Origin of the sequence: Pantoea sp. At-9b (assembly GCF_000175935.2) — a bacterium.
Taxonomy (GTDB): domain Bacteria; phylum Pseudomonadota; class Gammaproteobacteria; order Enterobacterales; family Enterobacteriaceae; genus Pantoea.
In genome coordinates, this window is the sequence record NC_014841.1 from 178,602 (window position 1) to 191,137 (window position 12,536).

Here is a 12,536-nt window from a genome sequence, read left to right on the forward strand (position 1 = left end):
CAGGCTCCCTGTTATTAAGTGAAGAAATGATTATTTTGCTTGAGCGACGCGAGAGGTCAGACCCGGCATATTGAAGCATTCTGCTTCGTTCTGAATCATGTCTTTAATTTTGTTGACCACATAACGCTCAGGTTCGACACCAAAGGCACGCAGATTGGCAAACAGGGTTTTCATCTCTTTAACCACTGCGGGTTTCTCATAATTATAATGACCACTGAGTTCAAGGATTTCTTTCAGTAATGCCGGTTCATTAAAGATCTGTTCTTCAGATTTATCTTTATGCTCATCGGTCATCCATTTTTCCCATTTGTGGCTGAGTACACATTCACGGGTCAGTACATTTTTCAGGTTGGAGGCGGACTGGACGAATCCTTTCGCAGCTAGATCTTTTTCGACTTCGGCCAGTTTGAGATAGGCGCGAGTTTCAATGGTGCCGTAAGCCGGGGCGACGTTCATCGCTGTGATCCCCAGACCCGGATGTTTCAGCAAAATATCATCCGGCAGATAGTCGCCGTTATGTTCTTTCAAACCAACACCGTAACGAGTACTGATCGCTGAAAGTTCAGCTGACTGGGTGTCATTGAAGTGTCCGACATTTTTGGTCAGACGCGTCAGGGTGCCGGTTTGACCAACAATAAACAGCGGCTGCGGTAAACCCTCGTCAGAGAGGCGTTTGTTCAGTTCGATAATAAAACCTTCGTAGGCACTGATGTCGGTCAGGCCACCATTGGTCTCTTCTGTCCCCACTTCATAGAAGAATTCTTTCAGGTTGTTGGCCTTGCGGTAATCTTCGCAGAAGCGGATCAGTTCAACGGTACGACTCAACACCAGTTCGATATCAATCACTTTGCCCACCACATACGGGTCTTTGGTCGGGTCGATGTGCAGCAGATCAAACCCGGCATCCATATCCACCTGATAGGAACGGCGTGCCAGTTTCATCGCTTCCGCTTCCGGAATATGGTCCTTACGTTCTTTGTCACGCTGCCAGGGACCACCGTGGTCACGGCACAGGAAGTAGTCGCCATCAAAGCCGACTTTTTCCGCCATGGCTTTGAGATCGGCGGCAAAGCGGAACTGATCCCAATTATTAACGTAACCGGCACCAAATTCATCGGCATCGACCTGATTACGGCTGGCAATAAACATCAATGGCAGATCTTTCTCTTTGCCCAGTTCGAAACATGCCTGAATAAGTGCAGGTGACATCGGACCGATACCCAGCATCGTCGATTTACCACCGTTAACGATATAATCGACGTACTGCTTCATGGTGTTTTTCATGATAACTCCTTAGGCTTTATTCATATCAGAAGTGATGGTTTTCTTGACGGTTTCATTTTTAACCGTGTCGCTAATGTTGGGGCGTAGAATATGCAGACAGATAGCGGTGACAATAACGCCGATTGCCATATCGATGACGTACCAGATCGCGCCTTTATTGACGCCAGCAATCGCAATTAATCCGCCATGTGGCACCATGGATTCCACGCCATGAATCATCGCCAGACCGGCACCGACGGCGCTGCCGATAATAATTGAAGGCAGCACGGTTTTAAGATTTTTAACTGCAAAGGGAATGGCTCCTTCGGTAATGCCGATTAAACCCATAAAGGCGGCAGAGGTGCCCATGCGTTTTTCATCTTCGGCCCATTTATTGCGCGAAATAAAGGTGGAAAGCGCAATACCCAGTGGCGGAATAGCACAGGCGATACGATAGGCACCGTTTGGTCCATAAATCCCTTCAGCCATTAACGCCAGAGTAAATGCCGTGGCGGTTTTATTTACCGGTCCGCCCATATCAAAGGCTGCCATGGCTCCAAGGATCAAACCCAGCACCAAACCGCTGCCGCCCTGCATATTTGACAGCATGGAGACCAGCCACTTCATCGCTATTCCGATCGGGCCAATCAGGACATACAAATACAACATGCCGACCAGGCAGGAGGTGACGATAGGAATAATCAGGATTGGCATCACCGGCATCAACACTTTGCCGACCTTCCAGGTTTTCACCCATTTGGCAACGTAACCACTCAGGATGCCGAGCAGCATCGCGCCAAGAAATCCGGTCACCACATGGGCTTCCCCCAGCGGGGTAGCGGCCATAAAGCCGGTGACCAGACCCGGCGTCAGGCCAGGTTTACCGGCGAGTGAGTAGGCGATATAGGCCGCCAGGACCGGGATCATCATGCCCAGGCCCGCACTACCAATCGCCCCCAGATTCAATAAAAAGGGATTGGTGACCACGATCCCTTTACCGGGGGTAGGTTCACCCCCGACCAGAGACAACGCCAGGCAGATCCCGCCAACCACCACCACTGGCATCATATAAGAGACGCCGGTGCTGAAGGCTTTGACTAAATCATCCTTAATGGTTTTCATCTTATCCGACATGTTTATTCCTCCCGAATGTCACTGGTTTTTTCCCCGAGTTCGCATAAAAAGCGCGTATTAATCCGCAGGCAGCATTGCCCGATGAAAAAATGACATTCACAGAAAGCGATTTGATGTTGTGTTACACAGTATTCAGTCGATAAAATAAATAATCTTTATTTTATCCAGACGTTATTGTGTAAGTTGCTCGGCTTTATCAATGATTGCGGCCGGATTGCGAATGACCTCCGCCGGGTTCAATGAAATAATTCGGCCTGCGTCCTCTTTTTCTTCAAAACGCTCGACGCCTTCAATACCGATAGCCACCGCCATAATCACCACGTCCGCATCGGCAATTTCATCTTCACTTAATTCGTTTTCAATGCCCATGCCACCCTGCGTTTCGACTTTGACGTCATAACCTCTTTTCTTGCACTCCTGCTCAATGGCTTCCTGAGCCATATAGGTATGTGCGATACCGGTAATGCATGCTGCGACTCCGACGATTTTCATAAATAACTCCTGGTTCTGCTTATTTGGCTGCCTGTTAAAGTTTTCAGCTGACCTTGAATTTATACGTCTAATGTTCTGGTCATCAGGTTGTAGAGTAGGGTGACGTTATCGGCATTTTTTATTGCATTGCGGAACTCCTCTTTCATTAATGTTCTGGCAAGGATGGAGAAATATTTCATATGCTGATTGGGATCGGCAGATTTGTTTACCGTCAGCATAAAGACGGTTGTGACTTCCTGGTCCCCCCACAGAATGGGTTTGGCCAGTGTTGCCATGCTGATGGTGGAGTAGCCAATATGATCGGATTTGGTATGCGGGATAGCGAAACCATAGCCGACGGCGGTAGAGAAGGAATCTTCCCGTGTCCAGATGTCGTCACATAACTGTTCGCGGTTATCCGTGCGATGATGTAGCCAGAGGTTATCGGTCATCATCTTAATGACCTCGTTTTTATCGCTGGCTTCAAGACCGCAGAGGATAAACTCCGGTGCCAGCAACGGCCTGGTGCTGACCTCTTTAACATCCGGCGTTTGCAGGGCCGCTTTCACTTCCGCCGAACGTTTAAGCTGTACTGCCTCCTGCGCCAACTGCTGGCATTTGGCGAAATTCAGCTCGCGTAACGCGTGCTTGACGCCAGGAATGGCGGTACTGCTCATGCTGAGTTCGTCAAAGCCCATACCGGTAAACAGCGGCAGAAAATCCTGGCTGGCACCCAGTTCGCCACAGATACCGATCCATTTTCCTGCACGATGTACCTCTTGTGCCGCGAACTGCATCGCGCGTAAAAAAGAAGGCGCATAGTTGTCATAAACCTCTGCAACCTGTCGGTTGCCACGGTCAGCAGCAAAAAAGTATTGCGTCAGGTCATTGCTGCCGACGCTGAAAAAGTCGGCATAGTCGGCAATTTCCGGGATGGCGAAGATCACGGAAGGCACCTCCAGCATGACACCCAGTTCAATACCCTCGTTATAGGGCTGCTCTGCGCGGCTCATCTCCTGCTTCACCGCGCTCAGCACCTCACGACACCAGATCACTTCTTCGACGTTAGAGATCATGGGAATCATGATTTTGGCATTGCCATGTGCTGAAGCGGTCAGGATCGCTTTTAACTGCATGGCGAATAAGTCTTGGTAGCGCCGATAGGTACGTACTGCGCGGAAGCCGAGAAAGGGGTTTTCCTCGTCGCCGATACTGAGATAGTCCACCGGCTTATCACCGCCGATATCAAAGGTGCGAAAGATTACCGGTTTGTTTTCCGCACGCTGGGCAACACGAGTATAGAGTTCCGCCAGCTCGGCATAATCAGGTGGTGTTTCCCGGTCCATAAACGACATTTCGGTGCGAAACAGGCCGATACCTTCAGCACCGTTGTCAAAGGCCGCCTCGGCCTCAGCCAAGCTGGCGATATTGGCGGCGATCTCGATACGCTGCCCATCAGCGGTGGTGGCGGTGTGGTTAACCGTGGCCAACATCTGCTGTTGCATGGTTTGCTGCACCGCTATTTCATGACGGTAATACCGCAACACGCGTTCATCAGGTGCGGTGATGAGAATACCGGGATTACCGTCGATAATAATATCCCGCTGCGGATCAAGGTTCAGTGCCGGGAAATCGATATCGGTTAATGTCGGAATACCCAGCGAACGCGCAAGGATGGCGGTGTGTGATGTTTTCCCGGTGGCGGATAACACCAGACCTGCCAGGCAGCGTTTGTCGATGCTAAGAAATTTACTCGGGGTCAGGTTGTCGGCCAAAATAATGGACGGCTGCTGTAAGTCGAGGCTGCTTTTGGGTAGCGCATCGGCACCATAGATGGCAACCAACAACTGGTTGGTAATATCAAAAACATCGAGAGTTCTTTCTTTGATGTATTTACTGGCTGAACGATTGAGTATCTCACAAGAATCCATGGCTGCCAGAATAATGGCTTGCCAGCCATTTTTACCGTTGTCGATATAATTTGTGATGGCATTCTGAAAGCTGATGTCCGTCATTATCGATAAATGGGCCTGAACAATGTCGTGCTCGACGCCAGATTTGTTTTCCAGCGACAAAACTTTTTCATTTTTCAGGATTTCCAAACCCGCCATGACGGCATTTTTTTCCTGTTGCGGCGTCTGTTTTTGCGTCGGGCTACGTGCCAGCATCTCAGCAAAAGAAAGGCTGCGCACCACCACCGGTTTGGCAATGGCCACGCCGCCGCTGATACGTGAACCCTGGATAAAACTCAGCTGCGTTTCTTGCAGTGAACGCGGCAGATAGCCTGCTGGTGCGGCATTTTCAACTGTTGGCGCAACTTCAAAATCAGGCAGTTTTTTCAGTAAGGTGGCGAGCTGATTTGCAGCAATAGACGCATCAGCACCGTTGAGTGTAATTTCACAGATATCGTTGAATAAGGTATCGGTCGCTACCAGAGACAGGGCGCTTTTGGCGCTGCCTGCCAGGCCGGTACGGCTATTTTTCCAGCACACATTGGATTGAAAAGAATTACAAAGTCGTTCGATGTGTCCTGCCGGTCTGGCATGGATTCCTTCGCTGAGGTCACATTGATAGCTTATTAATTCTGACATAACCACTCCCAATAAATCTTTAAGATAAATGCTGATTATTTTGCCAGCCGAACGCGCTGTCCTGCATTTGATAATTTATATCCTTCCGTTTCTCTCACGACGTTTGAATAGGAAAAAAGTGTTCTTTACTTGAAAAAAATATCCTGATTATTGTTTTGTGATGATTATCATAAATTGATGATTGCTCACCATGGGGTGACGATATTGCTATTAAAACTCCAAATTTACCCTTTCATGTCCGGCCGCGAAGGGTATAAATAGCCAGCATATTCCGGTGTAAATCATGATGGTGGGTAATATGCATTTCCGTGGGCTGTTATTTGATTTAGATGGAACTCTGGTCAATTCCCTTGATTTTGTTGAAGCATCTTGGTGTGCATGGGCGCAGAGGAAAGGATTGAACGCCGCGCAGGTGCGGGACTATCTGCATGGCAAACCGGCACTCAGCACGCTGCGCCACTTTATGCCGGATGCCAGCGACGCGGTGATCGAGCAGGAGTTTCGGCAACTGGAAGAGTATGAAGCGCGTAATACCCAAGGGATCACCCCGGTAGCCGGAGCCATCGCATTTCTCACCCAGTTAGACGCGCTGGGGGTGCCGTGGGGAATCGTCACCTCGGGATCGCGCAAAGTAGCGTGTGCACGCATCAAACAGGTTGGCTTTCCTGCTCCTCGCGTACTGGTCACCAGTGAGGATATTCAGCAGGGGAAACCACACCCCGAACCTTTTCTGCACGGTGCGCAGCAACTCAATATTCCTCCCACCCACTGCATCGCCTTTGAGGATTCTGACGCCGGACTGCGCGCTGCCAGCGCCGCAGAGCATGTGGTGATTGAAGTGCTGACGCCGCAAACCGGCGCACACGCTATTGCGACTTACGCCACCATCAGCAATTACCTCAACCTTACCGTTCATCATCAGCGCGGGGACGATTTTATCCTCAAGATTTAACCCGGGATCTGCACATATCATCACGAAAAACACGGGTGCGCGGGGTCACACTCAAACCAGGAGGGACGATGTACAACGTTGATCTTCATATGCATACCGTTGCCAGCACGCACGCTTACAGCACGGTACATGACTATATCGCAGCGGCCACGCGTAAAAAGCTTAAACTGATTGCCATCACCGACCACGGCCCAGAGATGGTCGATGCACCTCATGCCTTTCACTTCAGTAACATGCGTATTTTGCCCCGGGTGGTCGATGGCGTAGGGATACTGCGCGGCATTGAGGCAAACATCAAAGCGGGCGGTGAGACCGATTGCAGCGATAAAATGCGTGCGGCGCTGGATCTGATTATTGCCGGTTTTCACAAACAGGTGTTTGCTCCGGCGGATAAGGTGACCAATACCGATGCGCTGATCGCGGTGATTGCCAGTGGTAAGGTGCATATCATCAGCCATCCCGGTAATCCCGAATACCCGATCGATATCCCGGCGGTGGTTGAAGCGGCGAAAGCCTGTAATGTGGCCCTTGAGGTGAATAACGCTTCGTTTGTCCATTCCAGACGCGGCAGTGAAGCCAACTGTCGCAAGATTGTCGCCGCCGTGCGCGACCATGGCGGGATGATCTCTCTCGGCACGGATGCGCACAGCGCCTTTGCCGTGGGCGATTTCAGCGCCTGCCTGCCGATACTCCGGGAGGCGGATTTTCCTGAAGCGAGAATTCTCAATGCCTCACCGTGGCGCGTCCTTGAATTTCTGGCGCGACACGGCGGCGAAAGAATTGCGGAGATTGATGCGTTGCTGAACGTGACAGACTAAAGGTCGATCACGTTGCCTCTGGGCAGCGTCAGCGACTTGCGAATCGCCGAGATCACCTCAGCCGGTTTCAGTAGCAGGGAGTTAATGCAAACATTCAATAACCGGCAACTCGCAAAGCGAGACGGCTGATCAATGGTGATATCCGAGGCAATAATCACCAGATCCGCATCGAGGATATTTTTCTCGGTAATCTGATTTTTCAGACCCAGTACGCCCTGTGTCTCGATTTTGATCGTGAAATTGTAGGTTTTCGCCAGTTTTTCCAACTGTTCTGCCGCCATGTAGGTATGGGCCACGCCCGTGGCGCAGGCGGTGACCGCCACGATATGCAGGTTACGTTCGCTGGAGAAGGGGTGCACTTCGTCTTTTGCTGCTCGGCTCATGATAAACTTACTCCCTTGTTCTTACGCCGGTACTCAAGCGGCGTACAGTCATTGATATCCCGGAACACCTTGCAGAAATAGTTGGTATCAGTGAAACCACACTTCTCAGAAACTTCATTGATTTTCAGGTTGGTGCTGGTCAGCAAAGTTTTCGACCGCGAGATCCGGGCTAACTTGAGGTATTCATTGAATTTTACGTCTGACTCTCGGGAAAAAAGACGCGATAAATAACCGGGGGAGATGTTGAAGGTCTCAGCCACGCTCTCCCGATTAATATCTGCCTGGTAATGGCTATCGATGTGACTTTTGATCTCATCCAGCAGCGAGAGCGGTCCTTTCGCATTGCTCATGCCGTCCGTAATCTGATACAGCAGATCGTTCAGCAGGGCATAGACAATATGGGCAAAGGTTTCGCCGCTGTTGTTATGAGTCCATGCCAGCGATTCTGCCAATTCAAGCAGACGATCGCGCACTGAGCTGCTGGAGTTCTCCAGATTAAATTTCTCCACCTCTTTGAACTGTGTACCGTCCCAGTTACTGATACTGAAACCGACATCCTGCTTCCAGAACACAATCGACATGCAGATCACCGGACTGCCCCATAACGGCGAGTTCCAGCTATTGGCCGGAATATAGGTGACGGTGCCCACCGGACGCAGATACTTGACGATCTTATCCTCGCCTTTTGGCAGCAACATGCTGAGGGTGCCTTTCACAATCAACTCAATGCGCGGTACGTGCAGATGGTAGGCCATCGCCGGGGGCTGCGCGTTGCCATTCGCCACCAGCACGCTCTCTGTGGTGGCGCATTGCAGGCTGAACTCGCTCAAAATGGATTGGATGAATGCGCTCATATCCTGCCTTATGCCTGGGGTTTAACCACGGTTTTCAGTACCTTCACGGCCAGCGCTGTGGTCACGGTGCCCGCAGCGACGGCGACGATATATCCCAAATGGTTGCCCACCACCGGCAGGACGATCAGTCCACCCCAGGGAGCAGCATTGGTGGCACCAAACCACAACGAAATCACGGCCGCCACCGCGCTGCCGAGCATAATTGCCGGGATGACACGCAGCGGGTCGGCGGCAGCAAACGGGATCGCCCCTTCGGTGATCCCCATAAACCCCATGATCACCGCAGGCTTACCGGCCTCGCGTTCGACATCGTTAAAAATCCCTTTAAACAGAAACGTCGCCAATGCCAGTCCGAGCGGCGGTGTGCAGTCGGCAGCAGCGACGGCGGCCATCAGCTGTGGGTTGGTGCTGATCAGCGCGACGGCAAAGAAGAACGCAGTTTTGTTCATCGGGCCGCCCATATCTACGGCGATCATGCATCCCAGCACGCTGCCGAGAATGATAAACGATGCCCCTTGCATATTGCCCAGCCAGGCGCTGAGCCATTTCATCAGCCCGGCCACCGGGTCACCGATAATGTAATAAACCGCCATCCCGGTGAGAAAGGTGCCAACCAGCGGGATGATGAAAATCGGCAACACCATACGCAGGAAATGGGGGATTTTCAGGTGGGTGATCAGTGCCAGCAGCCCCCAGACAATCAGCCCGGCAAGGGTCCCGGCCAGCATGCCGCCTAAAAACCCGGCCCCCATCTGATAGGCCATCAGCCCGCCAATCGCACCGGGGGCGATACCGGGCTTATCCACCATCGAATAGGCGATAAAACCGGCGAGAATTGGGATAAACAGCGTCAGCCCGGCGAGGCCAATTTGCGACATGGCTTTGAGAAAACCGTGGTCCGGAATAGCGGCCTGGCCGTTAAACATCACAGCCAGGGCCAGCAGAACGCCGCCGGCGACCACGAACGGAATCATGTAAGACACCCCGGTCATAAAATGTCTTTTGGTATTTTTTAATAGTTTTAACATACCCGCCTCATAATGTTATTCGGCAACTAGCAAGCTAAGGTACTGATTATCAATTGGTAAAGCGCTTCAGGTGTGGCTGCGCCTTTGGCTTGGGCGACAAACTCATCGTTCATCAACATCCGCGCCAGCGTGGAAAAATATTTCATATGCTCGTTTTCTGCGGCGGCCTGGCTGATGGTCAGCATAAACACCGTATCAACGGCGACTCCACCCCAGGACACCGGCTGACGTAGCCTGGCAACGCTGATGGTGGAATCGAGGATCGCGGAGCTGCGGGCATGAGGGATGGCAAAGCCGGAACCCACGACGGTGGGGAAGGGAACCTCGCGTGACCAGATATCCTGGCACAGCTTGTCGCGGCAGTCGGTGCGCTGTTGCAACCACAGATTATCGACCATTTTTTTGATCACTTCGTTTTTGTCGAGTACGTCCAGTTCCCACAGGACCACTTCGGGTGTCAGCAACGGCTTGCCTGTCCGAGCTTGATGTTTCTTCTGGCTCATCTGCTGCTGTACGTCTATTTCATGACGGTAATAGCGCAGGATTTTCTCATCAGTACGGGTAATCAGTATCCCCTGATCACCATCGAGTATCATTTCGTGTTGCGACGGAAGATGGCTGTCGGCAACATCGACATCAGCAAGGGTGGGAATACCCTGCGAACGCGCGAGGATGGCCGTATGCGATGTTTTGCCAGTGGCGGACAGGATCAAACCGGCAAGATGTTGTTTGTTGAGGGCGAGAAACTGACCGGGGGTCAGGGTATCGGCGATCACGATAGTCGCGGCATCTAACGACAATACAGGTTGTACCCTGGCGTGCGCACCGTAGATCTCGCTCAGCAGTTGCGTGGCGATATCCAGCATGTCCAGGGTGCGTTCCTGAATATAATGGCTGGATGAACGTTCGAGAATGGCGCTAAAGCCCATCGCCGCGCTGACAATCGCAGACCAGGCGTTCATCGGGGTATCGAGATAGCTGATGATGCTTTCACGGAAGGCACTGTCGGTAATGAATAGCAAATGGGCTTCGATCAGGTCCTGTTCAATTCCCCCGGCAATCGCCAGCGCCGCTTCTTTGCGCGTGCGTAGCCGGTGCAGCCCGGCAGTGAGGCGGACGATTTCTTCCTCCCGCTTAACCACAGCGCTGGGGCTGCGTGCCAGCAGCTCACTGAAGGTCACCCCGGTGAAAAACCGGGATGGGGCGATGGCAATGCCGCCGCTGATAGGTATGCCGGTCAGGTATTGCGGTTGCAGTTCGCGCAGACAGCGTGGCAGGGAAGTGGCAGCGGAAACCCGTTCCGGTTCGGCAACGGTGGTAAACGCCGGGAGGTGTGTGAGCAAATCTGCCAGCGCCTGTGACGCGCTAAGGGCGTCAGCACCGTGCAACGTGATGATGCATTTATCGTCAAGTAACGTATCTGTGGCGATCAGGGAGAGTGCACTTTTGGCGTTGGCTTCCCGTTGAGTACGGCAGTTTTGCCACACCACGTCGGCCTGAAAGCTGTTGCACAGACGGGCGATATGCCCGGCAGGTCTGGCGTGGATCCCCTCGCTTATTTCGCATTGATAGGTTAGTTCCACCACCATTCTGACTCCAGACATAAGGCCAATACGCGGGTTAACCGGTTTGAGTTATCTCCCCGGTGGCGGCTATCTTTAACCGTTTGCGTAAGCGCTAATATAGTAAAAAAGTTACCTTTGCTGGAAAATAGTGACCTGATGATGAATTTGTGACACTTGTCATATTAAGGATCGTCTTCGTGTCGGCAGCTGCTTTGTTTTTATTAGTAATCTTGCTTGATGGCGAACGGAGAGGGATTGCGGCACAGGTCACAATTTTTAAGTTTTTGCGTGGTTGCCATCGCGTTGGCAATCAGCGAATTTTCCCCCGGTATCTGACGGCATCAACAAAGGCGGCGAAGGCGGAAGAGGTATTGCGTCGATTCGGATAATAAAGGTGAAAACCTTCAAACAGTGGACTCCAGTCAGACAGCACTTCCACCAGGCGTCCGGCGGCAATATGTGGCTGGGCCATGGCGTCCGGTACATAGGCCAGCCCGATACCATCCAGCGCGCCATTCATCACGTGCAGGATACTGTTCGAGATCAGCGGACCGTTGACGCGAATATTCAGTTTTCGCCCCTCCTTTTCAAATTCCCAGGCATAGACACTGCCTGCGGGAGAGTGGCGGATATTGATACAACGATGTCGGGCGAGATCCTGCGGTGTCAGCGGGACAGGATTGGCCTGAAAATATTCCGGCGTCCCGACGACCACCAGTCGCCAGTCGGGCCCCATCCGCACGGCAATCATATCTTTGCTTATGGATTCGCCCAAACGGATACCGGCGTCAAAACGTTCGGAGACAATATTGGTAAAACCGTAGTCGATACAGATCTCGACGCTGATATCCGGATATTGCGCCAGAAAAGCAGGCAACATCGGGCGCAGTAACTCTTCCGCAGCATTATCGGAACAGGTAATGCGAATATTGCCGGCGGGTGTCGCGCGTAATTCGGCGATACGTTCAATTTCACTATTTATTTGCTCAAACAACGGCGCGACGGAAAGCAGCAACTTTTCACCGGCTTCTGTCGGTGCAACATGGCGCGTGGTACGCGCCAACAGCCGGACACCAATTCTTTCTTCCAGGTTGCGCATGGTATGGCTGAGAGCGGAAGGGCTGACGCCAAGCATCGCCGCCGCTTTGGTGAAACTTCTTTCTCGGGCTACGGCAATAAACGCCTGTATATCATTCATTCTGTCTGCGCCTTATTTGTGATTATTTTTCACAACCAGCTGCAAATTATCTGATCTTTTCAGCGTAATCCACGTCATTGACGCCTGGCGTTATCCTTTAGCACAGAACATTAAACAGGAAACTTGAATAAGAATATTTCTCATTCATCGGCGGAATTGTGCGCGAGGTTCAGGAATGGATTGGTGAATTTAATTCATAACGGCATTTCGATATTAACTATTAAACATTGCGCTACGCTTAATAATAATCGGAGCTTAAGTGTGTTTGCTATTTCTGCC

At 51.7% G+C, this 12,536-nt stretch carries 11 protein-coding genes; 2 read left to right on the plus strand and 9 right to left on the minus strand.

Annotated elements, in window-relative coordinates:
* Positions 1 to 30 precede the first annotated feature (30 nt).
* The 4 genes from PAT9B_RS28140 to ptsP form a co-directional block, all read right to left on the minus strand.
* Complete coding sequence (locus PAT9B_RS28140; protein WP_013512683.1) at positions 31 to 1,284, minus strand: class II D-tagatose-bisphosphate aldolase non-catalytic subunit; 1,254 nt, start codon at positions 1,282 to 1,284, stop codon at positions 31 to 33.
* A gap of 9 nt (positions 1,285 to 1,293) precedes the next feature.
* Complete coding sequence (locus PAT9B_RS28145) at positions 1,294 to 2,397, minus strand: PTS fructose transporter subunit IIC (protein ID WP_013512684.1); 1,104 nt, start codon at positions 2,395 to 2,397, stop codon at positions 1,294 to 1,296.
* Positions 2,398 to 2,568: 171 nt separating this feature from the next.
* Positions 2,569 to 2,889: a PTS fructose transporter subunit IIB gene (locus tag PAT9B_RS28150; RefSeq protein WP_013512685.1), complete on the minus strand. Its 321-nt coding sequence runs from the start codon at positions 2,887 to 2,889 to the stop codon at positions 2,569 to 2,571.
* Between the two features lie 59 nt (positions 2,890 to 2,948).
* Positions 2,949 to 5,459, minus strand: a complete 2,511-nt coding sequence (gene ptsP, locus PAT9B_RS28155) for a phosphoenolpyruvate--protein phosphotransferase (RefSeq protein WP_013512686.1) — start codon at positions 5,457 to 5,459, stop codon at positions 2,949 to 2,951.
* A gap of 283 nt (positions 5,460 to 5,742) precedes the next feature.
* Between ptsP and PAT9B_RS28160 the strand changes: the two genes are divergently transcribed.
* A complete protein-coding gene (locus tag PAT9B_RS28160) occupies positions 5,743 to 6,411 on the plus strand; it encodes an HAD-IA family hydrolase (RefSeq protein WP_223300535.1) in 669 nt (222 codons plus the stop codon).
* Between the two features lie 68 nt (positions 6,412 to 6,479).
* Positions 6,480 to 7,229: a phosphatase gene (locus PAT9B_RS28165; protein WP_013512688.1), complete on the plus strand. Its 750-nt coding sequence runs from the start codon at positions 6,480 to 6,482 to the stop codon at positions 7,227 to 7,229.
* Here PAT9B_RS28165 and PAT9B_RS28170 read toward each other — a convergent pair.
* The 5 genes from PAT9B_RS28170 to PAT9B_RS28190 all read right to left on the minus strand — a co-directional run bounded on the left by PAT9B_RS28170 (position 7,226) and on the right by PAT9B_RS28190 (position 12,257).
* Entirely contained in the window at positions 7,226 to 7,612 is a 387-nt protein-coding gene (locus PAT9B_RS28170) for a PTS fructose transporter subunit IIB (RefSeq protein ID WP_013512689.1), read from the minus strand. The two genes, PAT9B_RS28165 and PAT9B_RS28170, sit on opposite strands and share 4 nt — an antisense overlap.
* Positions 7,609 to 8,466 (minus strand): helix-turn-helix transcriptional regulator, encoded by an 858-nt coding sequence (locus PAT9B_RS28175; protein WP_013512690.1) that lies wholly within the window; start codon positions 8,464 to 8,466, stop codon positions 7,609 to 7,611. Before PAT9B_RS28175 ends, PAT9B_RS28170 begins: the two co-directional genes overlap by 4 nt.
* Positions 8,467 to 8,474: 8 nt before the next feature.
* Complete coding sequence (locus tag PAT9B_RS28180; RefSeq protein WP_013512691.1) at positions 8,475 to 9,494, minus strand: PTS fructose transporter subunit IIC; 1,020 nt, start codon at positions 9,492 to 9,494, stop codon at positions 8,475 to 8,477.
* A gap of 26 nt (positions 9,495 to 9,520) precedes the next feature.
* The gene (locus PAT9B_RS28185; protein ID WP_013512692.1) at positions 9,521 to 11,083 is read right to left on the minus strand and encodes a PTS sugar transporter subunit IIA; all 1,563 of its coding nucleotides are present in this window, start codon (positions 11,081 to 11,083) and stop codon (positions 9,521 to 9,523) included.
* Positions 11,084 to 11,369: 286 nt separating this feature from the next.
* Positions 11,370 to 12,257 carry a LysR family transcriptional regulator gene (locus tag PAT9B_RS28190; RefSeq protein ID WP_013512693.1) on the minus strand — a complete coding sequence of 296 codons (888 nt, stop codon included), beginning with the start codon at positions 12,255 to 12,257 and terminating at the stop codon, positions 11,370 to 11,372.
* Positions 12,258 to 12,536: the final 279 nt, after the last annotated feature.